This window comes from Pseudomonas sp. CFII68 (assembly GCF_000416195.1).
GTDB classification, from domain to species: domain Bacteria; phylum Pseudomonadota; class Gammaproteobacteria; order Pseudomonadales; family Pseudomonadaceae; genus Aquipseudomonas; species Aquipseudomonas kilonensis.
This window is the reverse complement of the sequence record NZ_ATLN01000082.1, coordinates 79,072-101,092: the sequence shown is the minus strand read 5'-3', so window position 1 is coordinate 101,092 and position 22,021 is coordinate 79,072. Positions and strand designations below refer to the sequence as shown.

The 22,021-nt window shown below is 62.1% G+C and carries 20 protein-coding genes and 1 pseudogene; 4 read left to right on the top strand and 17 right to left on the bottom strand.

The annotated features are described in order from the left end of the window. Positions 1-56: 56 nt before the first annotated feature. Positions 57-1,938 (top strand): annotated as a pseudogene (locus CFII68_RS13830) (TonB-dependent receptor domain-containing protein). A gap of 136 nt (positions 1,939-2,074) precedes the next feature. Here CFII68_RS13830 and CFII68_RS13835 read toward each other — a convergent pair. The 11 genes from CFII68_RS13835 to CFII68_RS13885 form a co-directional block, all read right to left on the bottom strand. Beyond that, on the bottom strand, positions 2,075-2,860 hold the full coding sequence (locus tag CFII68_RS13835; protein WP_018607051.1) for a cobalamin-binding protein: 786 nt from the start codon (positions 2,858-2,860) through the stop codon (positions 2,075-2,077). After that, positions 2,860-3,279: a hypothetical protein gene (locus tag CFII68_RS13840; RefSeq protein ID WP_018607049.1), complete on the bottom strand. Its 420-nt coding sequence runs from the start codon at positions 3,277-3,279 to the stop codon at positions 2,860-2,862. Before CFII68_RS13840 ends, CFII68_RS13835 begins: the two co-directional genes overlap by 1 nt. After that, on the bottom strand, positions 3,276-3,893 hold the full coding sequence (gene ribA, locus CFII68_RS13845) for a GTP cyclohydrolase II (protein WP_014340439.1): 618 nt from the start codon (positions 3,891-3,893) through the stop codon (positions 3,276-3,278). The genes CFII68_RS13840 and ribA overlap by 4 nt, the downstream gene beginning before the upstream one ends. Before the next feature lie 109 nt (positions 3,894-4,002). Then, a complete protein-coding gene (locus CFII68_RS13850) occupies positions 4,003-4,761 on the bottom strand; it encodes an ABC transporter substrate-binding protein (RefSeq protein WP_024617561.1) in 759 nt (252 codons plus the stop codon). A gap of 11 nt (positions 4,762-4,772) precedes the next feature. Next, a complete protein-coding gene (locus CFII68_RS13855; RefSeq protein ID WP_003206020.1) occupies positions 4,773-5,276 on the bottom strand; it encodes a phosphatidylglycerophosphatase A in 504 nt (167 codons plus the stop codon). Then, complete coding sequence (gene thiL / locus CFII68_RS13860) at positions 5,273-6,238, bottom strand: thiamine-phosphate kinase (protein ID WP_018607043.1); 966 nt, start codon at positions 6,236-6,238, stop codon at positions 5,273-5,275. Before thiL ends, CFII68_RS13855 begins: the two co-directional genes overlap by 4 nt. A 21-nt stretch (positions 6,239-6,259) precedes the next feature. Then, entirely contained in the window at positions 6,260-6,760 is a 501-nt protein-coding gene (nusB, locus tag CFII68_RS13865) for a transcription antitermination factor NusB (RefSeq protein ID WP_003185935.1), read from the bottom strand. Further along, complete coding sequence (gene ribE / locus CFII68_RS13870; protein WP_003206025.1) at positions 6,757-7,233, bottom strand: 6,7-dimethyl-8-ribityllumazine synthase; 477 nt, start codon at positions 7,231-7,233, stop codon at positions 6,757-6,759. Before ribE ends, nusB begins: the two co-directional genes overlap by 4 nt. Before the next feature lie 907 nt (positions 7,234-8,140). Beyond that, positions 8,141-9,598 (bottom strand): AdeC/AdeK/OprM family multidrug efflux complex outer membrane factor, encoded by a 1,458-nt coding sequence (gene adeC / locus CFII68_RS13875; RefSeq protein ID WP_018607038.1) that lies wholly within the window; start codon positions 9,596-9,598, stop codon positions 8,141-8,143. Next, positions 9,595-12,759, bottom strand: a complete 3,165-nt coding sequence (gene emhB, locus CFII68_RS13880; protein WP_018607035.1) for an efflux RND transporter permease subunit EmhB — start codon at positions 12,757-12,759, stop codon at positions 9,595-9,597. The genes adeC and emhB overlap by 4 nt, the downstream gene beginning before the upstream one ends. A gap of 3 nt (positions 12,760-12,762) precedes the next feature. After that, entirely contained in the window at positions 12,763-13,920 is a 1,158-nt protein-coding gene (locus tag CFII68_RS13885) for an efflux RND transporter periplasmic adaptor subunit (RefSeq protein WP_018607033.1), read from the bottom strand. 287 nt (positions 13,921-14,207) lie between these two features. Here CFII68_RS13885 and CFII68_RS13890 point away from each other — a divergent pair, with 287 nt between their 5' ends. Further along, positions 14,208-14,840 (top strand): TetR family transcriptional regulator, encoded by a 633-nt coding sequence (locus CFII68_RS13890; RefSeq protein WP_018607032.1) that lies wholly within the window; start codon positions 14,208-14,210, stop codon positions 14,838-14,840. Between the two features lie 212 nt (positions 14,841-15,052). On the opposite strand, the gene CFII68_RS13895 is transcribed toward CFII68_RS13890, so the two are convergent. The 4 genes from CFII68_RS13895 to CFII68_RS13910 form a co-directional block, all read right to left on the bottom strand. Then, the gene (locus CFII68_RS13895; RefSeq protein WP_018607030.1) at positions 15,053-15,679 is read right to left on the bottom strand and encodes a hypothetical protein; all 627 of its coding nucleotides are present in this window, start codon (positions 15,677-15,679) and stop codon (positions 15,053-15,055) included. 167 nt (positions 15,680-15,846) lie between these two features. Then, positions 15,847-16,896: an alkene reductase gene (locus CFII68_RS13900; RefSeq protein WP_018607027.1), complete on the bottom strand. Its 1,050-nt coding sequence runs from the start codon at positions 16,894-16,896 to the stop codon at positions 15,847-15,849. Between the two features lie 34 nt (positions 16,897-16,930). Continuing rightward, positions 16,931-18,097, bottom strand: coding sequence for an MFS transporter (locus CFII68_RS13905; protein WP_018607025.1), 1,167 nt, complete (start codon positions 18,095-18,097; stop codon positions 16,931-16,933). A 17-nt stretch (positions 18,098-18,114) separates the two neighbouring features. Next, positions 18,115-18,417, bottom strand: a complete 303-nt coding sequence (locus CFII68_RS13910) for a helix-turn-helix transcriptional regulator (RefSeq protein WP_014336977.1) — start codon at positions 18,415-18,417, stop codon at positions 18,115-18,117. Positions 18,418-18,575: 158 nt separating this feature from the next. Here CFII68_RS13910 and CFII68_RS13915 point away from each other — a divergent pair, with 158 nt between their 5' ends. After that, positions 18,576-19,160: an ACP phosphodiesterase gene (locus CFII68_RS13915; RefSeq protein WP_018607022.1), complete on the top strand. Its 585-nt coding sequence runs from the start codon at positions 18,576-18,578 to the stop codon at positions 19,158-19,160. Positions 19,161-19,317: 157 nt separating this feature from the next. Here the strand turns inward: CFII68_RS13915 and CFII68_RS13920 are convergent, their stop codons facing one another. Together CFII68_RS13920 and olsB are read right to left on the bottom strand one after the other, a co-directional pair. Continuing rightward, positions 19,318-20,112 carry a lysophospholipid acyltransferase family protein gene (locus CFII68_RS13920; RefSeq protein WP_018607020.1) on the bottom strand — a complete coding sequence of 265 codons (795 nt, stop codon included), beginning with the start codon at positions 20,110-20,112 and terminating at the stop codon, positions 19,318-19,320. Then, positions 20,112-20,867, bottom strand: coding sequence for an L-ornithine N(alpha)-acyltransferase (gene olsB / locus CFII68_RS13925; RefSeq protein ID WP_003198679.1), 756 nt, complete (start codon positions 20,865-20,867; stop codon positions 20,112-20,114). Before olsB ends, CFII68_RS13920 begins: the two co-directional genes overlap by 1 nt. Positions 20,868-21,011: 144 nt before the next feature. On the opposite strand from olsB, the gene CFII68_RS13930 reads away from it, so the two are divergent. After that, on the top strand, positions 21,012-21,896 hold the full coding sequence (locus CFII68_RS13930) for a hypothetical protein (protein ID WP_018607017.1): 885 nt from the start codon (positions 21,012-21,014) through the stop codon (positions 21,894-21,896). Positions 21,897-22,021: the final 125 nt, after the last annotated feature.

The window sequence follows — 22,021 nt, the reverse complement described above, 5'->3', positions numbered from 1 at the left end:
GCGAGCAAGCCCGCTCCCACATTGGTTTTGTGTGGACCCAGTCATCACGGAACCCCATGAAACTCCGCCTCGCCCTCACCCTCTCCCTACTCCCCTACCCCCGACCTGCTGGCCGACACCTTCGAGCGCGACCAGGCCCTGAAGCTGCCCGACATCGTGATCAGCGCCAACCGCCAGGTCGAAGCCCGCAACGACAGCAGCGCCGCCAATACCGTGTTCACCCGCGACGACATCGATCGCTTGCAACCGGCCAGTGTCACTGACTTGCTCAGCCGTGTGCCAGGCGTGCAGGTGGCACCGCTGGGTGGGCGCGGCAGCCTGCCGGGGATTTACATTCGCGGCACCAAATCGGCCCAGAGCCTGGTGCTGGTGGACGGTCAGCGCATCGGCAACGCCACCTCCGGCGACAGCAACCTGCAACGCCTGAACATCAACCAGATCGAGCGCGTGGAAGTGCTGCGCGGTTCGCGCTCGGTGATCTACGGTGCCGATGCGGTGGGTGGGGTGATTCAGATTTTCACCCGCCGCGGCAATGAGCAAGGCCTGCAACCGCGCCTGCATATGGGTGTCGGCAGCCACCAGACCTGGGAACGCAGCCTGGGCCTGTCCGGCGGCGACGAGCAGACCCGTTTCAACCTCGGCGCCAGCCTCGACGAGAGCGCCGCAAGCAATCGGACCCGCGAGTCCTACGCCAGCGACCGCGACGACGATGCCAACCGCAACCAGTCCTTCAGCCTGAGCCTGAGCCATGCGGCCAGCGATGACCTGGAAGTCGGCCTGAACCTGCTGGATAACCGCGGCAAAAGCGAATACGACAACCCGTTCGGCCGCTTCGACCCGGTCACCTCCGAATCCCTGCCCCAGCAACCCTACAGTGAGTTTGCGGTGAGCAGCTTCAGCACCTATGTGGACGGGCGAATCAACGACGTCTGGAAATCACGCCTGGAACTGGGCCACAGCGAGAACCGTGAAAAAACCTTCGACAAGCTCAGCGATGTCCGCGAAGTGTTCAACACCTACCGCGATTCCGTGACCTGGCAGAACGACGTGACGCTGGACGCGCGCAACAGCCTGATCGTCGGCGGTGACTGGTATCAGGACCGGGTCAACAGCAGCACGCCGTTCGACGAAGACAGCCGCTGGAACCGTGCCGCGTTCATCCAGCACCGCCTCCAAGCCGAAACCTTCTCCACCGAACTGGGTCTGCGGCGCGACCAGAATCAGCAGTTTGGCGGCCAGAACAGTTGGAGCGGCACGCTCACCCTGCCGATCAACCCGGACAACGACGTATTGCTGACCTACAGCGAAAGCTTCCGCGCGCCGACCTTCAACGACCTGTACTACCCGGACTTCAGCAACCCCGGCCTGAAACCCGAAACGGCAAAAAGCTACGAGCTGCAATGGCGCAGCCAGCTGAGCGACAGCGCCCGCCTGGAGACCTCGCTGTACCGCACGGACCTGGAAGACGCGATCATCTTTGGCAGCAACTCACGCCCGCAGAACGTCGCCTCGGCGCGGATCAACGGTTTTGAGATGGCCTACCTGCAGGATGTGTTCGGCTGGCAGGGCAACCTGGGCCTGGCCATCATCGACCCACGCGACCGCGACAGCGGCCACACCCTGGCCCGCCGCGCCCGACGGACCTTGAGCCTGGACCTGGACCGCCAATTCGACCGCCTCGGCCTGGGCGCCACCTGGCAAGCGGTGAGTGGCAGCTACGACGATGAAAACAACCGCAATGCCCTGGGCGGCTATGCCCTGCTCGGGTTGCGCGGCAGTTGGGCATTGACCCGGGAGGTTAAGCTGGAGATGAAGGTGGATAACCTGCTGGACAAGGGGTACAGCCGGGCGCTGTATAGCCATGATGGAGGCCAGTATGGGTATCGGGAGGAAGGTCGGGCGTGGTTGTTTGGGGTGACTTGGACTCCCTCCCTCTGATCCGTGATTTGTAGCGTTTGAGCGGGCCTCTTCGCGAGCAAGCCCGCTCCCACAGGGATCTGTGGTGGATACAAAATCAGCGTTCGCCGCAAATCCCCTGTGGGAGCGGGCTTGCTCGCGAATCAGGCGCCGCGGTCTATCTGTCTGGCGCAATCAATTCGCACAACCGCACCGTCGCCTCGATCATCTGCCCACTGGGCCGCTCCAGCCCCTTGTCATTGACCAGCAACAACCGCCCCCGCGCCACCGGCCAGGTTTTCCAGGCGTCGAGTTGCGCCTGCTCCGTGGCCAGGATGATCTGCGGATTGCGCTGCAGCACCGCTTCCACACTCACCTGCGGGGCCGGCAGGCTCAGGTCGGCGAAGACGTTGCGCGCCCCGCATACCGCCAGCGCATCACTGATGATCTGCCCGCCCCCGACGGTGTACAGCGGTCGGTCCCAGACCTGGTAGAACACCGGCAACGGTGGGTCCCGTCGATAGCGCTGGCGTAAGGCCTCAAGACGCACACGCAATTGCGCCGCCCGTTGCACGCCCCGCTCCGGGCGGCCGAGTTGCAGGGCAATGTCTTCAATTTGCGCGATGAGCTGGTCGAGGCTCCGGGGTTCGGCGACGTAGAGGGGGATGCCCAGGCCCTTGAGCTGTGCGCGCTGGGCCGGGCCGACACTGCCGGGCCAGAGCAGGAGCAGGTCGGGCTGGAGGCTGAGCAAGCGCTCCATGTCCAGTTGGCCGTAACGCCCTACGGAAGGCAGGTCTTTAAGGATTGGCGGACGCTCACCGCCATCCAGCACGCCCACCAAGAGGTCGGCGGAGCCCAGTTCAACGACGATTTCCGACAACGACGGCGCAAGGCTGACGACCCGCGTCGCCGCCATCGTCGAGGCGCTGACGGCCAGCAGCAAGACCGCCAGCCAGCGGTTCATCAGCCGAGTTGGCGCGGGATGCGGTACAGGTAGAACAACACGGTGGTCGACAAGGCCAACAGCATCAACGGCACCGCTTCCAAGCCCACGAACACCGCAAGGGCGCCGACCCAGGCCGGTAGCCCGGCCACCAGGAAGGCCGCGCGGCGACGAGCTGCCAGGTCAATCCAGGCCTGGGGTTCTTCGGGCGTGTCGAGGGCTTTCTGGGTGGCGATCAAGGCCTGTTTATAAGGCCCGAAGAAACGCAGGCTGACAAACATCGAGGCCACGCCGGCAATGAACAACGGCATCGCCAGCACTGGAAGAATCGCTTCGCCCTCACCGAACACCGCGTTGATCACAAACAGAGGCAACAAGGCCAGCGCCAGGTATTTCCACCAACTGACGGACAGTCGCCGCCGAACCTGACCGCGCGTCACGCCCGGTCAACCTCGCCTTGGTGCTCGTTGCCCATCATGTGGTCGAGCTTGCTGGCCTTGGTCGCCAGGTAGAGTTTGTTGTGGGGGTTGTGGCCGGTGTGCAGCGGCACACGCTCGGCCACCACGATGCCCATGTCGGTCAACGCCTTGACCTTGCGTGGGTTGTTGGTCATCAAGCGCAACGACTTCACGCCCAGATGCTCCAGCATCGGCAGGCAGATGCTGTAGTCACGCAGGTCGGCGGCAAAGCCGAGGCGTTCGTTGGCTTCCACGGTATCGGCGCCGCCGTCTTGCAGTTCATAGGCGCGGATCTTGTTCAACAGGCCAATGCCACGGCCTTCCTGGCGCAGGTACAGCAGCACGCCACGTCCTTCGCGGGCGATGGCCTGCAGCGCGGCCTCGAGTTGCGAACCGCAATCGCAGCGCTGGCTGAACAGGGCGTCGCCGGTCAGGCATTCGGAATGCAGGCGGCCCAGCACCGGAGAACCGTCGGCGAAATCACCCAGGCTCAGCACGACGTGCTCGCGGCCGGTGGCTTCATCGAGAAAACCATGCATGGTGAATTGCGCAAAGGGCGTTGGCAGCTTGGAAGCGGCAACAAAAACGACAGGCACCGGTGTGCTCCTGATCTAGTACTGGAGATTCGCAGAGGCGGGCATTGTAACAGCACGATCCGACAGACGCTTAGGCTGAATTATCGCCTATTAGCATCGAAAAGTTTGATCAAGGCTTCGGTGGTTTGCCGTGCTCGTCGAAAGGATAGGGTTGCTTCCAGCGTTCGAAAATCGGCTTCAGCTCACCGCTCTTCACCAGCACTTCCATGCGTCGGTCGAACAGCGCACGCAACGTACGGCCGTTTTCGTTGTTGGCGAAGCCCAGGTACAGCGGCAAGTTGATCAGCGGCGAGAGCTTGAATTGCTTGGGATCGTCGGCCTTGGCGAGCACTTCCTCGATTTCCATCGATGCATCGATGTAGAAATCCGCTCGCTCATGAATCAGCATCGGCAAGATACCCACCGCCCGGTGGATCTCATTGAAACGCCGGATGTTGGGCAGGTAGTTGTTGTATTCGTACCCGCGCATCCATACCAGCCGATAGCTGCCAATCGTCGCCAGGGTGGGCGTCGGCTTGGACGCCAGCCCCAGGGCATAGATGTGATCGACGTCGTAATGCCACTTCGGGTAAAGCACGCCTTCGGACTCATCCCGATAGGCGCCGACCTGCACATCGACCTCGCCGCGCTGCACCAACCCGATCGAGCGGGTGTAGGGCACGCTGCGGATCTCCAGCTTGACGCCTTCAGGTTCGAACACCGCACGCAGGATGTCCCAGCCCATGCCCTGACCGTCGGCCTGGGTGTAATCGGCCCACTCCTCGCTGGCCGCGCGGACCTTGCCAGGCAGCGGCGTCGACTCGGCCACCCTCGTCCCTATACAGGCTCCCAAACACAGCAACAGCAGTAGTGCGCGGCTTACGCCCATGCCTGACTCCCTCAGGTGAAACACCACACCAATCCTTGCATTGCCAGCCAGGCGAAAACCCCGGCCAAGACATCATCGAGCATGATTCCGACGCCTCCGTGCACATGCCGGTCGATCCAGCGGATTGGCCACGGCTTGAGGATATCGAAGAAACGGAACACCAGGAAACCCGCCAGCAACCAATACCAGCCTTCCGGTACCAACCACAAGGTGATCCACATGCCGACCATTTCGTCCCAGACGATGCCTTCATGATCGTGCACCCGCAGGTCGTCCGCCACTTTGCCACACAGCCAGAAGCCAAACAGCATGGTGATGCCCAGCATCAGCCAATAACCCCAGTCCGGCAACATCTGCCATAACGGTATGAAGGGTAGCGCAACCAGCGAGCCCCAAGTACCCGGGGCCTTGGGTAAAGTACCCGAACCGAAGCCAAATGCCAGGAAATGCCAGGGATTGCGCCAGACCGAAGGCGGAACGAACTCTGCCGGGACCTGGTTGGGATGATCTGTCACGGTGTCTCCCGAAAATGTTGATAGCCCCGCACTCGCGGAGTGATGTCGTGCCCATCGCTGTCGACCAGCGTGACACCTTGCCCGGCCAGCACGCTGCCGATCACATGGATCGGCCAGCCTTCGGCCTGCAACGCCGACAATCGGCTCGGTGGCACGGCGAACAGCAGCACGTAATCGTCACCGCCGCTCAGGGCGACCTGCTCGGCGTCCGCCCGGCCAAGAAACGCTAGCAAAGCGTTGGACAGCGGCAGTCGGTCCCGTTCAACCTGTAAAGCCACCCCGGACGCCACGGCGATATGCCCGCAATCGGCCAACAGGCCATCGGAAATATCCATCGCCGCGCGGGCCTTGCCCCGCAGCGCCAGGCCCAGGTCGATCTGCGGACGTGGCGACCAGTAATGGGCCAGCAAAGGCTCGGCAATCGCAGGTTCGGCACTGCGCTGGCCGAGCACCAGTGGCAATGCGCCGGCGGCATTGCCCAACTCGCCGCCGACACACAGCAGGTCGCCGGGCTGCGCGCCGCTACGGGTCAGGGCCTGGCCGGACGGCACGCGGCCAAACACCGTCATGGTCAGGCTCAGGGGCCCACGCGTGGTATCCCCTCCCACCAGCGCCACGCCACAGGCCTGGGCCATCTGGTTCAAACCGCGGGCATAGGCTTGCAGCCAATCGGCGGTCACCGTCGGCAAGGTCAGGGCAAGGGTAAAGGCGAAAGGCTTGGCGCCCATGGCAGCCAGATCGCTGACCGCCACGGCCAGCGAGCGCTGGCCGAGCAGGAACGGGTCGCACGGGTCTGGAAAATGCACACCGGCCACGAGCGTGTCGGTGGACACCGCCAGCTGTTCCCCGGGAGGAACGGCCAGCAAGGCGCAGTCGTCGCCAATTCCCAGCGCAACGCCCTCGCCGCCCTGCGCGCAAGGCGCGGCGGCGAAGTAGTTACGGATCAGCTCGAACTCACCCATTAAGTGTCGTTCAAGCGCCAATCAGCGCTTGAACGCCTTCACTTCAGCTTCACGCAGACGCGGGGCGAGTTTGTCGAGCACACCGTTGACGAACTTGTGGCCATCGGTGGAACCGAAGACTTTCGCCAACTCGATCCCTTCGTTGATCACTACCCGATACGGTACGTCGACGCGCTTGAGCAGTTCCCAGGTGGACAGGCGCAGCACCGCCAGTTCAACCGGGTCCAGCTCTTCGATGGTCAGGTCCAGGCAAGGCGTGAGCGCGGTGTCGATTTCGGTCTTGAACTGCGGGACCCCGTGCAGGATCTCGCGGAAGTAAGCACCGTCGACATCACTGAAATCGTTGTCGACCCGAAACTGCGCTTCGATCTCGTTCAGCGATTGCTTGGCCATGTGCCATTGATACAGCGCCTGGGTCGCGAGCTGACGGGCTTCGCGACGCTTGACGCTTTTTGACGGCTTGCCAGCATCCGCAGGCTTTGGATCGCGCGGGTTGAAACGATCGCTTTCGTCGCTAATCACTTGGCCTCCAACTGCGCCAGCAGGCTGACCATTTCCAGGGCGGACAGGGCCGCTTCGGCACCTTTGTTACCGGCCTTGGTGCCGGAACGTTCGATGGCTTGCTCGATGGAGTCAACAGTCAGTACGCCGAAAGCGACTGGCACGCCGAATTCCATGGACACCTGGGCCAGGCCCTTGGTGCATTCGCCGGCCACGTATTCGAAGTGCGGAGTACCGCCACGAATGACCGCGCCCAGGGCGATGATCGCCGCATACTCGCCCTTTTGAGCGACTTTCTGCGCAACCAGCGGAATTTCGAAGGCGCCAGGGGCACGGATGATGGTGATGTCGCTTTCGCTCACGCCATGGCGAACCAGGGCATCGACCGCACCGCCAACCAGGCTCTCGACCACGAAACTGTTGAAACGGCCCACTACCAGAGCGTAGCGGCCTTTGGGGGCGATGAAGGTACCTTCGATGGTCTTCAGGGTCATTCGTCAGATCTCTTAAAGAGCCGGAGCGCGTTCTATAACGCGCTCCTCAGTGATATTAGCCACGAATACAGGGCTGTGGATCCCGGACTACCATTGGCTCGTACATCTGTGGCGAGGGGATTTAGCGAAGCGTCGCATCGCCCCGCTGGGCTGTGGGAGCAAAGCTTGCTCGCGAGGCGGCCTGACAGCCGACCTAGCTCTCCGGCCGTGCCCTAATCCAACTGTGGGAGCGGGCTTGCTCGCGAAAGCGGCAGCACATTCAGCATTGATGCAAGCAGACCCACCGCTATCGCGAGCAAGCTCGGCTCCCACAGGGATCTGCGGTGGACACTGATCTTATAAACGACCAAAAACCTATGTGGGCGAGCTTGCTCGCGATAGCGGTGGGTCAGTCACATGGATGTTGGGTTTGCCGGCCTCTTCGCGAGCAAGCCCGCTCCCACAGGGGAAACGCGGTCCACATAGAACTAGGTCGGCTACTAGGCCGCCTCGTGGTGGACGTTGATCTCGGGCGCCCCGTTAACCACGATGGCTGAACGAAGGTATTGCGCAGTGGGCAACCCGGCATGGATGCCGGGTTAGCCGCGCTGGGCCATGGATGGCCCTTCGCGGCGGCCCACGGAGCAGTACCTTCGTTCAGGCATGCCGAGCCTAGGCGAGGCACCAAGTGGTGGGGCAGGAGCGTTTTGCTTACTTTTGCGCTTCTCAAAAGTGAGCCGCCGTCAGGGCGGAACCCTAAGCCGCCGTTACCACGAAAACGGATATGTACCCAGTCAACAAGAGCAAGGCCAGCTGTCAGGCCGCCATCGCGGGCAAGCCTTGCTCCCACATAGGCCAGCGTTAAAGCGCACACAAACAAAAAGCCCACCTTCCGGTGGGCTTCGTGTTTCAACACTCAGGCATCAAATCAGAACAATTTCATCTTCGGCGCTTCTTCTTTCACCGGTTCGTTCTTGCCCGTTTCGGCATTCCAACCACCGCCCAGAGCCTTGTACAAATTGACCTCACTGGTCAGTTGCGCAAGACGGTCAGTGATCAGCGATTGTTGCGCGCTGAACAACTGGCGTTGGGCGTCGAGGAAGGTCAGGTTGCTGTCGACGCCGATGCGGTAGCGACGCTCGGCCAGGCGGTAGTAGTCCTGGTTGGCGGCGACGAAGTCGGTCTGGGCCTGCAACTGTTCGTTGTAGGTCTGACGCGCGGCCAGGCCGTCGGAGACTTCCTGGAACGCCGTCTGAATCGACTTCTCGTACTGCGCGACGTTGATGTCTTTCTGGATCTTGGCGTAGTCCAGGCTCGCGCGCAGGCTACCGGCGTTGAAGATCGGCAGGTTGATTTGCGGCGCGAAGGTCCAGGTGCCCGAACCACCCTTGAACAGGCCGGACAGGTCCGGGCTCAGGGTGCCGGCGTTGGCCGTCAGGCTGATGCTCGGGAAGAACGCGGCCCGTGCGGCGCCGATGTTGGCGTTGGCAGCCAGCAGGTTGCGTTCGGCCTGGAGGATGTCCGGACGACGCTGCAGCAGGTCCGACGGCAGCCCGGCCGGCATTTCGCTGAGCAGGTCATCGCTCAACGGTTGCGAGTTCAGGTTGGCCGGCAGGCCGGTGCCCAGCAGCAGGGTCAGGCTGTTTTCGTCCTGGGCGACCTGGCGGGTGTACCGGGCCAGTTGCACACGGGCGTTTTCCACGGCGGTGCGCGCCTGGCTCAGGTCCAGGGCCGAGGCCACGCCGACTTCGGCGCTGCGCGAGGTCAGCTTGAAGCTTTGCTCGTAGGCCCCGAGGGTTTCCTGGGTCAGCTTGAGCAGTTCCTTGTCGGCTTGCCAGGTCAGGTAGGCATTGGCGACGTTGGCCACCAGGCTGATCTGGGTGCTGCGCCGGGCTTCTTCGGTGGCGAAGTAGCTTTGCAACGCTTGCTCGCTCAGGCTGCGAACCCGACCGAACAGGTCCAGTTCATAGGCGCTGATGCCCAAGGTCGCCGAGTAGGAACTGCTGATCGCCGCTTCACCGGTTTGCGAAGCCCGTGCCGGTACCCGCTGGCGGCTGCCGGAGCCGGTGGCCGAGACCGCCGGGAACAGGTCCGCGCGCTGGATACGATATTGCGCAGCATAGGCATCGATGTTCAGCGCCGCGACACGCAGGTCGCGGTTGTTTTCCAAGGCGACCTGGATCAGCTGTTGCAACGCCGGGTCATGGAAAAATTGCTTCCAGCCTTGCTCGGCGGCGGCCTGGCCGGGCGCGTTGGCCGCCTCGTAGGCCGGCCCTTGTGGGTATTGCGCCGCGACCGGTGCGTCGGGCCGCTGATAGTCGGGGATCAGCGAGCAACCGCTGAGCACGACGGCGGCGATGGTCAGGGAGAGTAGCGACTTGCTCATTGGCCAGCCTCTTTGGAAGTTTCAGGAGTGTCGTGCTCGTCGGTATTTCTGCGACGGCCTATCGACGACACGGTCACGAAGAACAATGGCACCCAGAAAATCGCCAGGATGGTCGCGGTCAACATACCGCCGATCACACCGGTACCGATGGCGTGCTGGCTGCCTGAACCGGCGCCTGTGGAGATCGCCAGCGGGACCACGCCGAGGACGAACGCCAGGGACGTCATGATGATCGGCCGCAGACGCATCCTACAGGCTTCAACGGCGGCTTCCACCAGGGTTCGGCCCTGTTCGTGGAGTTCCTTGGCGAACTCCACGATCAGAATGGCGTTTTTCGCCGCCAGGCCGATGGTGGTCAGCAAGCCCACCTGGAAGTACACGTCGTTGGACAGGCCGCGCAGGCTGGTCGCCATCAGGGCACCGATGATCCCCAGCGGCACCACGAGCATGACCGCGATCGGAATCGACCAGCTTTCATACAGCGCTGCCAGGCACAGGAACACCATCAGCAGCGACAAGGCGTACAACGCTGGCGCCTGGGAGCCCGATAGACGTTCCTCGTAGGACAGGCCCGTCCAGGAAATACCAACACCGGCCGGCAGCTTCTTGGCGATGGCTTCGACTTCGGCCATGGCTTCACCGGTGGAATAGCCAGGCGCCGGGGTGCCGAGGATTTCCATCGCTTCCACGCCGTTGTAACGAGCCAGTTTCGGCGAGCCGTAGACCCACTCACCCTTGGCGAACGCCGTGAACGGCACCATGGTCCCGGCGCTGTTGCGCACGTACCACTTCTGCAGGTCTTCGGGGCTCATGCGTGCGTTCGGCTGGCCCTGGACGTACACCCGTTTCACCCGACCGCGGTCGATGAAGTCGTTCACATAGCTACTGCCCAAGGCAATCGACAGGGTGTTGTTGATCTCCGTGAGGGTAATGCCCAGGGCACTGGCCTTCTCGTCATCGATTTCCAGCTGGTATTGCGGTTCATCGTTCAGGCCGTTTGGACGCACCTGAGCCAATATCTTGCTCTGGGCCGCCATGCCCAGGAACTGGTTGCGGGCTTCCATCAGCTTGTCGTGACCGATGCCAGCGCGATCCTGCAGGAACACGTCGAAACCGGTGGCGTTACCCAGTTCCATCACCGCTGGCGGGGCGAAGGCGAACACCATCGCGTCGCGGAAGGTGAAGAAGTGTTGCTGGGCGCGGCCGGCGATCTTGAACACGGTGTTATCCGCGTTACGCTCTTCCCACGGCTTGAGCATGATGAACGCCAGGCCGGAGCTCTGGCCACGACCGGCAAAGTTGAAGCCGGTCACGGTGAACACCGAGGCCACGCCATCGCCTTCGCCGCCGTCCTTGCTCGGACGCAGCAGGAACTCACGCATCTTGTCCACCACCACCTGGGTACGCTCGGCGCTGGAACCGGCCGGTGTCTGCACCTGGGCAAACAGTACGCCCTGGTCTTCTTCCGGCAGGAACGCCGTCGGGATGCGGGTGAACAGCCAGACCATGCCAACCACGATGATGATGTAGGCCAGCAGGTACGGGGCCTTGTGCTTGAGCATATTGCCCACGCCGCGTTCGTAGCTCCTGACGCCACGGTCGAAGGTGCGGTTGAACCAACCGAAGAAGCCGCGTTTCGGCGTACCGTGCTCACCCTTGGGGATTGGTTTGAGCATGGTGGCGCACAGGGCCGGGGTGAAAATCAGGGCCACCAGGACCGACAGGGCCATGGCCGAGACGATGGTGATGGAGAACTGCTTGTAGATCACACCGGTGGAGCCGCCGAAGAACGCCATCGGCAGCAATACAGCCGAGAGCACCAGGGCGATACCCACCAGGGCGCCCTGTATCTGGCCCATGGATTTCTTGGTGGCTTCCTTGGGCGACAGGCCTTCTTCGCTCATCACCCGTTCGACGTTTTCCACCACGACGATGGCATCGTCCACCAGCAAGCCGATGGCCAGCACCATGCCGAACATGGTCAGGGTGTTGATGCTGAAGCCGAACGCCGCGAGGATGCCGAAGGTGCCGAGCAGTACCACGGGTACGGTCATCGTGGTGATGATGGTGGCGCGGAAGTTCTGCAAGAACAGGAACATCACCAGGAACACCAGTACAACCGCCTCGACCAGGGTTTCAACCACACCCTTGATCGATTCGCTCACCACCGGGGTGGTGTCGTAGGGGAACACCACTTCCAGGCCTTGCGGGAAGAACGGCTTGAGATTTTCCACGGTCTGGCGCAGGGCCTTGGCCGTGTCGAGGGCATTGGCGCCAGTCGCCAGTCGCACCGCCAGGCCAGAAGCCGGGGCACCGTTGAACTGAGCGTTGATGCTGTAGTTCTCACCACCCAGGGCCACATCGGCCACGTCGCCGACACGCACTTGCGAGCCGTCCGGGTTGACCTTGAGCAGGATTGCCTTGAACTGCTCGGCGGTCTGCAAGCGGGTCTTGCCGATAATAGTGGCGTTCAGTTGCTGGCCGGGCATGGCCGGCAGGCCGCCGAGCTGGCCGGAAGCGATCTGGACGTTCTGCGCGGTAATCGCCGTGCTCACATCCACCGGGGTCAGGTTGAAATTGTTCAGCTTGGCCGGGTCGAGCCAGACCCGCATCGCGTATTGGGCGCCGAAGACTTGGAAGTCACCAACACCCGCGGTGCGCGAGATCGGGTCCTGCATGTTGGACACGATGTAGTTGGACAGGTCTTCCCGGGTCATGCTGCCGTCGCGCGACACCACGCCGATCACCATCAGGAAGTTTCTCACTGACTTGGTCACGCGGATGCCCTGTTGCTGCACTTCTTGCGGCAGCAGCGGGGTGGCCAGGTTCAGCTTGTTCTGGACCTGGACCTGCGCGGTATCGGAGTTGGTGCCTTGCTCGAAGGTGGCCGTGATGGTCATGCTGCCGTCGGAGTTACTTTCCGACGATACATAACGCAGGTTGTCGATGCCGTTGAGCTGCTGCTCGATCACCTGCACCACGGTGTCCTGCACGGTTTGCGCGGATGCGCCCGGGTAGGTCACCTGGATCGCAATGGCCGGCGGTGCAATGCTCGGGTACTGGTTGATCGGCAACTTGAGGATCGATAGAGCCCCGACCAGCATGATCACCAGGGCGATCACCCAGGCGAAAATCGGACGGTCGATAAAAAATTTCGACATGGTTTACTCCCCTTTGCCGCCGGCGGCTTTATCAGCTGTCTGTGCGGGGGCCGGGTTCTTGGTATCGACGTTAGTGGCTTCGGTGGCTTTGACTTCCACGCCAGGGCGTACGAACTGCAACCCTTCGGTGATCACGCGATCGCCGGCCTTGAGCCCGTCTTCGATCAGCCATTGGCTGCCAACGGTGCGGCTGGCCTTGAGCTGACGCAGTTCGACCTTGTTGTCGGGGCCAACGACCAGGGCGGTCGGCGCACCCTTGAGGTCGCGGGTCACGCCTTGCTGCGGTGCCAGGATCGCCGCGCTGTTCACGCCGGCCTGCAATTGTGCGTGGACGAACATACCCGGCAGCAGGGTGTGGTCAGGGTTGGGGAACACGGCGCGCAAGGTCACCGAACCGGTGGTCTGGTCGACCGACACTTCGGAGAACTCCAACTTGCCTTCGTGTGGGTATTGGCTGCCGTCTTCCAGGGTCAGCTTGACCATGGCGGCGTTATCGCCAGCCTTTTGCAGGCGGCCGCTTTCCAGCTCACGGCGCAGTTGCAGCAGCTCGACCGAACTCTGCGTCACGTCGACATAGATCGGGTCCAGTTGCTGGATGGTCGCCAGGGCGTCGGTCTGGCCGTTGCTCACCAGCGCACCTTCGGTGACCGAGGAACGACCGATGCGACCGGAAATCGGCGCGTAGACCTTGGTGTAGCGCACGTTGATCTGGGCGGTCTGCAGGTTGGCTTCCGACTCCAGTCGATTGGCCACGGCGGTGTCGTATTCCTGACGGCTCACCGCCTGTTCATCCACCAGTTGCTTGTAGCGGTCGGCAATCGATTTGGTGGACCGCAGGTTGGCCTCGGCGCTCTTGAGGGTCGCTTCATAGACGGCCGGGTCGATCTGGTACAGCTGCTGGCCGGCCTTGACGTCGGCGCCTTCCTTGAACAGGCGCTTGAGAATGATGCCGTTGACCTGCGGACGTACTTCGGCGACGCGGAACGCGCTGGTGCGCCCCGGAAGCTCCGACGTCAGGGTGAAAGGCTGGGTCTTGAGGGTTACGACGCCGACCTGAGGAGGCGGAGGAGCAGGTGCAGCCTCTTCCTTTTTGCATCCGCTGAGCAGCGATGCCAGGGCGATGGCAGTAACCAGGGCAGTAACAGCTGGCTTGAATTGCATGGAAATCCTCGGGTCCAGGCGCGCAACGGGCGCACTCGAAAGGTGGAAAGGTAAAAAGGCGCATTAATTCAATTAGTAGGATGCTAAGAAATATACTTACGTACATGGTTGTTTGTAAACAGCCAAATTGCGTAATATCCGGCTTTACACAAGCCTGACAAAGGCGAGCGTAGATCGGGGACGCGTTCCAAGAGACGTCGCCTCATATTTTGTTCCGTTGATTCTTACGCATTGCTGACGCGTTGCTGTCGCGTTGCTGACGCATCCTGATTGAGGTGTTTACTGCCATGGTCCGTCGTACCAAAGAGGAAGCCCAGGAGACTCGCAGCCAGATACTCGAAGCCGCCGAAAAGGCGTTTTTCGAGCGAGGCGTGGCGCGTACGACCCTGGCCGACATCGCGACACTGGCCGGAGTGACGCGCGGCGCCATCTATTGGCATTTCAGCAACAAGGCGGACCTGCTCCAGGCCATGCTCGATACCCTCCACGAGCCGCTCGATGAGTTGGCCCGTGCCAGTGAAAATGAGGAGGAGCTTGACCCGCTGGGCTGTATTCGCAAACTGTTGGTCCGGTTGTTCCAGCAAGTGGCCCTGGACCCGAAAACCCGGCGCATTAATGAGATTCTGTTCCATAAGTGTGAATTCACCGATGAAATGTGCGATTTGCGCCAGCAGCGACGCGAGGTCAGCCTCGACTGCAATGTGCGCATCGCCCTGTCGTTGCGCAATGCGATGAAACGCGGCCAGTTGCCGGATGATCTGGACCCCGAAAGGGCGGCAGTTGCCATTCATGCCTACATCGACGGCATCTTGTACCAATGGCTACTGGCCCCCGACAGCTTCGCCCTGGCGGGTGAGGCCGAGCGCTGGGTGGAGATCGGGCTGGACATGCTGCACTTGAGCCCCAGCCTGCGCAAATGAAACAAAATGCGTAATTGCGTCGGTTTGTGTCGATACATCCGCGTAAGGGTGCTTTTATAAACCGACACTGGCGCGGTTGATAGGCAATAGGCGGCGAATTTTGTAGGAAATTTGTTTCGCGCGGGTGAATGTGCAGGAAGAATCCGCTCGGCAGGTTCATCCGACCGGATCGGCCGATGCCCCGCCAGACTGCCCTGGCGAGGCCGAATGGTTTAGCTCAGCGTGAGTTCCACAGTAAAACCATAGGGCTCTTCACTTGCTGTGCGGGTGATTCGAGTCGTGCATTGGATCGGGCTTGTTCCAATAGAAGTCAGTATGTGGGTCCGGACGGGTGTCAGCGTCGGTGAAATAACACCGAAGGATGTATTGACGCGCAAACCGAAGTCAAAGCGAAAGCCAAACGCTTTATCGCCGAACACAATGCAGTGTTTGAATATCTCCCTACTGGGACTGCCCAGGCGTCGGGTATAAGCGAGGTCGAACTTCCAGGTTTGGATATCCCAGGGAAGAATCAGTGTGGGGTGTTGCTCGTCCGCATTCAACGGCAAGTTGTGTTCACCGACTTCAAAATCCAAATCGGTATGATTGATTAACTTTACGATGAGACGGGTGCGGTTTGGGTTGATGCGCTCCTGTTCCCAGGCTTGAACCTGCTCGTTGACCTTGTCGTTCAGGTTCGCTTTCTCTAGCAGTGCCGTGAGCATCGGCATGTATTCTTGCGTATCGAGTGACTTGAGGTATTGGTACAACACGGCCAACGGTGCCCAACTGAATTGAGAGGCGATGAGTTCATAAATTCCATTGTTGGTCTGTTGACTGTTTTCAGGGGAGGCGTTCATTTGAAATCCTTTTCAAAGAGAGTGACTGCAAGCAAGACGTGTTGTCTTGTTGCTGGCGATAATAGGAAGGGTTGAACGGCTTTTAGAAGTTTGGATGTTTGACTGGATATTTAGCGCACATAAAAAAGCCCTGACTCTTTCGAGGCAGGGCTTTTGTTTTTTACGACTTAGAGTACGGGGTAATCGATATAGCCCACCGGACCCTTGCCATAGAAGGTCTCCGGATGCGCTTCGTTCAACGGTGCATCGGCTTGCAAGCGTGCCGGCAGGTCCGGGTTGGCAATGAACGGCACTCCGAAGGCCACGGCATCGGCCTTGCCCTCGGCCAGCCAGGCATTGGCGCTGTCCTTGGTGAAGCGTTCATTGGCGATGTACGGGCCGCCGAAAGCCTGCTTGAGTTGCGGGCCGATGCTGTCATCGCCTTCCTTCTCACGGGAGCAGATGAAGGCGATGCCACGCTTGCCCAGCTCGCGAGCCACGTAGCTGAAGGTTTCCAGGCGGTTCTCGTCACCCATGTCGTGGGAGTCGGCGCGTGGCGCCAGGTGCACGCCAACCCGGCCGGCGCCCCAGACTTCGATGGCTGCGTCGGTCACTTCCAGCAGCAGGCGGGCACGGTTTTCCAGGGAACCGCCGTAGCTGTCGGTACGCTGGTTGGTGCTGCTTTGCAGGAACTGGTCGAGCAGGTAGCCGTTGGCGCCGTGGATTTCCACGCCGTCGAAACCGGCGGCCTTGGCATTCTCGGCACCGACGCGGTAGGCGTCGACGATGTCGGCGATTTCAGCGGTTTCCAGTGCGCGTGGGGTCGGGTAGTCGGCCAGCGGACGCACCAGGCTCACGTGGCCTTTGGGCTGGATCGCGCTGGGCGCCACCGGCGTTTCGCCGTTCAGGTACGACGGGTGGGAGATCCGGCCCACGTGCCACAGTTGCAGGAAGATCTTGCCGCCAGCGCCGTGGATCGCCTTGGTGACGTTGGACCAGCCGCGCACCTGATCGTTGGACCAGATGCCCGGGGTGTCTGGATAGCCCACGCCCATCGGTGTGACCGAGGTTGCTTCGCTGAGGATCAGGCCGGCGGAGGCGCGTTGCACGTAGTACTCGGCCATCAGCGCGTTGGGCACGCGACCTGCGTCGGCGCGGCAGCGGGTGAGCGGGGCCATGATGATGCGGTTCTTCAACTCGATGTCGCCGAGTTTGATGGGGTCGAAAATAGTCGCCATGAAATACAAACCTCGAAAGTGGAAGGATTAAAAGTCAGTGAGTTGCCGGGGCCAGGTCGGCATTGCCGCCCTGACGGAAAGTGATGAGGGTGACCAGCAGCGCCAGCACGGCCAGCGCGCCGGCGGCCAGGGGCACGGAGGTCAGGCCCAGGCCATGGTCGATGACACTGCCACCGACCCAGGCGCCCAGGGCGTTGCCGATGTTGAAGGCGCCGATATTCAGGGTGGAGACCAGGTTGGGCGCGTCTTTGCCGAAGGTCACCACGTTGACTTGCAGGGCCGGCACGGCGGCGAAGCAGGCGGTGGCCCAGAGGAACAGGGTGATTTCGCTGGGGATCAGCGCCACGCTGGTCCAGCTCAGTACGGTGGACACCACGGCCATGGTGAGGAAGACGCCCATCAGCGTGTTCGCCAGGCTCTTGTCCGCCAGCTTGCCGCCGATGATGTTGCCCAGGGTCAGGCCCAGGCCGATCAGCACCAGGGTCCAGGTCACGCCACGGGGCGACACGCCGGTCACTTCACCCAACAGCGGGGCGACGTAGGTGAACAGGGTGAACACCGAGGCGGAGAACAGCGCGGTCATGCTCAGGGACAGCCACAGGCCAGCACCCTTGAGCGCCACCAGCTCCGAACGCATGTCGAGTTTTTCTTCATCGCGCTTGGCCGGCAGGAAGCGAATCAGCCCGATCAGCGCAATTACGCCAATGACAGTCACGGCCCAGAAGGTCGAACGCCAGCCGGCTTCCTGGCCCAGTGCGGTGCCCAGCGGTACGCCGAGCACGTTGGCCAGGGTCAGGCCGGTGAACATCAGGGCCACGGCCGAAGCGCGCTTGTTGGGCGCCACCAGACCGGCGGCCACCACCGAACCGATACCGAAGAACGCGCCGTGGCACAGGGCCGTGACGACCCGGGCAAACATCAGCACGTTGTAGTCGCTGGCAATGGCGCAGAGCAGGTTGCCGACGATGAAAATCCCCATCAACGCCACCAGGGCGGCCTTGCGCGGCAGCCGGGCGGTGGCCAGGGCCATGAACGGCGCACCGATGGCCACGCCCAGGGCGTAGCCGGTCACCAGCCAGCCGGCGCCAGGAATCGACACGCCCAAGTCGGCCGCCACGTCGGGCAACAGGCCCATGATGACGAACTCGGTGGTGCCGATGGCGAAGGCGCTCAGGGCCAGGATCAGGAGTGAGAGGGGCATGATGGATCCTTGTCAGGTCAGAGCTCTTGGCTCATTTGCTTGAGGAACTGCTGGATCACGTCCTCGTTGCGTTTGAAGAAGTGCCATTGACCGACCTTCTGGCTGGTGATCAGCCCCGCCCGTTGCAACACCGCCAAGTGCGCAGACACCGTGGATTGCGACAGGCCGCAACGCTGGTCGATCTGTCCGGCGCAAATGCCGAACTCGTGGTTGTGCAACTGTTCCGGGAACTGGACCTTGGGGTCTTTGAGCCAGTTGAGGATGTCTCGCCGTACGGGGTGCGCCAGGGCTTTTATTATTTCGTCGAGGTCGAGGGTCATGGGTGGCAGGCTCGGGGGTGAGTAAAACGCTATATCGCGATGAGGCGAACCTTAAATCGTTACTTCGCGATATACCAATATGGATTTGATCTGAATGCCGCATAAATCGCTATATCGGGTTATAACGATATTGGCCTGGGGGTGCTAAGCTGCGGGCCATGAATTATCTCGCGCACCTGCACCTCGGCGGCCCCGGCCGGGAACAACTACTCGGCAGCCTCTACGGCGACTTCGTCAAGGGACCGCTGCAAGGGCTCTACGACCCACGGATCGAAGCGGCGATCGCCCTGCATCGGCGCATTGACATGTACACCGACCGTCATCCCCTGGTGGACATCGCCCTGTCGCGCTTTTCCACGGTGCGACGGCGCTATGCCGGAATCGTGCTCGACGTGTTTTTCGACCACTGCCTGGCCCGGGACTGGACGTTGTACGGCGAAGGGCCGCTGCTGGATTTCACCTCCCGGGTTTATCAGGTGCTCAGCACCGAGCCGCAGCTACCGGGACGCCTGGCGCACATCGCACCGCATATGGCGGCGGATGACTGGCTGGGGTCTTATCAGGAGTTCGAGGTGCTGGGGCAGGTGCTGCGCGGCATTTCCCGCCGCCTGTCCCGGCCGGAGGAATTGGCTGGGGCGATGCCGGAGTTGATCAGGCTCTATGAGCCGTTGAGCGAAGATTTTCGGTTGTTCTATCCACAGCTGCAGGATTTTGCTCAAAACCAAGTCACACCGCAGGAGTGATGTTGGAAGCTGAATCTTGTGGTCACTGAAGATCAAATGTGGGAGCGAGCCTGCTCGCGATGAGGGCCTGGCAGTCAAGAATCAGCTGACTGACAAACTGCTATCGCGAGCAGGCTCGCTCCCACAAGGGATCTCCACAGGGGTCGCTGGGATCGGATCAGGCCGCAATCGCCGCAGGCCGCACCGGCGCTTGCTGTTTCTCTGGAAGTGCCCCAAACAACGCCTTGTGCACCGCCTGCTGCGCCTGGAAGGCCAGTGCCGCGCGTTCCTGGCCGTGGCAGGCAATCGGTTCCAGCAGATGGATTTCCACCTCACCCCGATCATTGGCAAACAAGCGCATCAGGTGCGAGAGCAAATCATCATCGCCAATGAACGGTGCCAGTGAATCCGGTTCACCGTTGCGCAGGTAACGGATCGCCACCGGCTGCAACGCGACATCGGCGTCGATGGCCGCTGACAGCAGGCGACCGTGGAAGGTGCGCAAGGTCTGGCCATCGGTGGTGGTCCCTTCGGGGAACATCAACAGCGAATGGGCCTGTTCCAGATGGCGGCTCATCTGCTTGCGGATCAATTGGCTGTCACCCGAACCGCGCCGGATAAACAGGCTGCCGGCCTTGGCTGCCAGCCAGCCGGCGACCGGCCAGGTGCGCACTTCGGCCTTGGACAGGAACGACAGCGGCGTGAGCATGCCCAGCAACGGGATGTCGGTCCAGGACACATGGTTGCTGACCCACAGCATCGGCCGTTGCGGCAGTTGACCGTGGACGGTGACGGAAAAGGGCAGGGCATGGCTCAGCCGTGCCATGAAGAACCGCGACCAGCGCTGGCGACGGACCATCGAGTTGGCGATCCCCAGGCGTTCGAACAGACCGAAGACGCTGGCCATGCTCAGGCCCAGTGTCACCACCAGCAACACTCGCGCGATACGCGCGTACACCCGCAACCGACTCATTACACCGCTGCCTTGAAGTGGCGGGCGTAGCGCGGGCAGAGCTCGTCGCGCTTGAGCAGGATGAACACGTCGGCCACCTGGAAATCCTCGTCCCAGCACGGCTCGCCGCAAATCTTCGCGCCCAGGCGCATGTAGGCCTTGAGCAGCGGTGGCATTTCGGCGATGACGTTGGACGGCACGTCCAGGGTCGGCAAGGGTTTTTTCGGCACGGCTTGCAGGTGTTCGGTGCACAGGTAGCGTTCGCGCAGGCGCTGCATGATCGCCTGGGCCTGGATACCGCCATCCTGCATCGGAATGCTCGCGCAGCCCATCAGGTAGCTGTAGCCACCTTCGTTCAGGACTTCGGCGAGTTCGCCCCAGAGCACCGCGATGGTGCCGCCGTTGCGGTAGGCCGGGTCGACGCAGGTACGGCCGATTTCCAGGATCGGGCCCTTGAGATGGACCAGGCCGTGGAGGCTGAATTCTTCTTCGCTGTAGAACCGGCCCAGGCTGCTGGCGGCCTGGTGATCGAGCAGGCGAGTGGTCGCCACGAGGCGGCCGGTGTTCAGGTCGCGTACGCCGATGTGGGCGCAGTGAACATCATAGTCATCCATGTCCAGACCCATTTCCGCGCCCTTGAGCTTGGCGTTGAATTCGCCGCTGAAGACGTTGAAACGCAGGGCCTGTGCTTCTTGCAAGGCTTGGGCGCCGATCAGGCGTTCGGCTTGCAGGCGGCGTTCATTGCCGGTGTCGCTGATGCGGGCGATCTGGGTCATAGCGAATCTCCGTGCGGGCTGTTCAGTTGCAGCCTGTCGACTTTCTTTATGCAGCCATGTTGTGCAAAGTCAGGCTATGTAGCCCCGGTGTCATCGCCATGAAGCTTTGGTGATGCTTATGTGACAGCCCTCAAGGAGCCCCCCATGCCCTGGCACACCCTGATCGAGCGCGGCGAGCGCCTGCCCGCCCATCCGGACCTGGCCGAAGGTTATTCAGCGCTGCTGCAACGCCTGGGGCCGGTAACGCCGTTCGAACTGGCCGTGACCGGGGCACGCTTGATGGCCACGCCGGGCCTGGCGTTCCTGGTGGGGTACCAGGCGGCGTTGCGGGTGCTGTGGCCCAGCGCGCCGCAGAGCCTCGGTGCCTTGTGTGCCACCGAAAAGCGCAGCCTGCGCCCAGCGGACATGCAAACCCGCCTCGACGACTTGCGCCTGAGCGGACGCAAGGATTTCGTCACCGCCGGCGATGCCGCCGAGTGGCTGCTGATTGCCGCTCGCTGCGAAGCACCCGGTGAAACGCCACGGCTGAACCTGGCAGTGGCCTATGCGGGCGAGCCCGGCGTGACCCTGGAAAAACTGCCCGCCATTGCCCTGATGCCGGACATCAGCCATGGCCGCGTCCTGCTCGATGGTGCGTTATGCGAGTTGCTGGCAGGCGACGGTTGGGACGCCTACGTCAAACCGTTCCGCACCCTGGAAGACCTTTATGTGCTCAGCGCGATGACCGCCTGGTTGTATGGCGTCGGGCAGGAATGTGCCTGGCCCCAGGCGTTGCAATTGCGCCTGCTGGCGTTGCTCGCCGGCTGCGCGCAGGTGAGTCGGCATAACCCTTCCAGTGCGGCCGGGCACGTGCTGCTGGGCGGGTTGTTCGCTCAGTTCCAGGGGCTCGACGGCGAACTCAACGTTGCCCTGGCAGCGGGGCCTGCGGCGTGGCGCGAGATGTGGGCGCGGGATAAAGGCGTGATGGAGATTGGAGCGGGGGCGCGGGCCAAGCGGCTGGCCAAGGCGTTGGGAGCTTCATTGGGTTGACGGGCCCCATCGCGGGCAAGCCTTGCTCCCACAGGTCTACGGCAGACTGTCATTAGGCACTGAGCCTGTGGTGCAAGCCTTGCTCCCACAGGTCTACAGCAGACTGTCATTTGGCACTGAGCCTG

Excerpts from the sequence above, each read along its gene's own strand:
- olsB (WP_003198679.1), bottom strand. The coding sequence starts at position 20,867 with ATGACCCAGATCGCCCGCATCAGCGACACCGGCAATGAACGCCGCCTG.
- CFII68_RS13885 (WP_018607033.1), bottom strand. The coding sequence starts at position 13,920 with ATGCAATTCAAGCCAGCTGTTACTGCCCTGGTTACTGCCATCGCCCTG.
- CFII68_RS13895 (WP_018607030.1), bottom strand. The coding sequence starts at position 15,679 with ATGAACGCCTCCCCTGAAAACAGTCAACAGACCAACAATGGAATTTAT.
- CFII68_RS13890 (WP_018607032.1), top strand. The coding sequence starts at position 14,208 with ATGGTCCGTCGTACCAAAGAGGAAGCCCAGGAGACTCGCAGCCAGATA.
- CFII68_RS13835 (WP_018607051.1), bottom strand. The coding sequence starts at position 2,860 with ATGAACCGCTGGCTGGCGGTCTTGCTGCTGGCCGTCAGCGCCTCGACG.
- emhB (WP_018607035.1), bottom strand. The coding sequence starts at position 12,759 with ATGTCGAAATTTTTTATCGACCGTCCGATTTTCGCCTGGGTGATCGCC.
- CFII68_RS13920 (WP_018607020.1), bottom strand. The coding sequence starts at position 20,112 with ATGAGTCGGTTGCGGGTGTACGCGCGTATCGCGCGAGTGTTGCTGGTG.
- CFII68_RS13905 (WP_018607025.1), bottom strand. The coding sequence starts at position 18,097 with ATGCCCCTCTCACTCCTGATCCTGGCCCTGAGCGCCTTCGCCATCGGC.
- ribE (WP_003206025.1), bottom strand. The coding sequence starts at position 7,233 with ATGACCCTGAAGACCATCGAAGGTACCTTCATCGCCCCCAAAGGCCGC.
- CFII68_RS13915 (WP_018607022.1), top strand. The coding sequence starts at position 18,576 with ATGAATTATCTCGCGCACCTGCACCTCGGCGGCCCCGGCCGGGAACAA.
- CFII68_RS13900 (WP_018607027.1), bottom strand. The coding sequence starts at position 16,896 with ATGGCGACTATTTTCGACCCCATCAAACTCGGCGACATCGAGTTGAAG.
- thiL (WP_018607043.1), bottom strand. The coding sequence starts at position 6,238 with ATGGGTGAGTTCGAGCTGATCCGTAACTACTTCGCCGCCGCGCCTTGC.
- CFII68_RS13930 (WP_018607017.1), top strand. The coding sequence starts at position 21,012 with ATGCCCTGGCACACCCTGATCGAGCGCGGCGAGCGCCTGCCCGCCCAT.
- CFII68_RS13850 (WP_024617561.1), bottom strand. The coding sequence starts at position 4,761 with ATGGGCGTAAGCCGCGCACTACTGCTGTTGCTGTGTTTGGGAGCCTGT.
- CFII68_RS13910 (WP_014336977.1), bottom strand. The coding sequence starts at position 18,417 with ATGACCCTCGACCTCGACGAAATAATAAAAGCCCTGGCGCACCCCGTA.
- adeC (WP_018607038.1), bottom strand. The coding sequence starts at position 9,598 with ATGAGCAAGTCGCTACTCTCCCTGACCATCGCCGCCGTCGTGCTCAGC.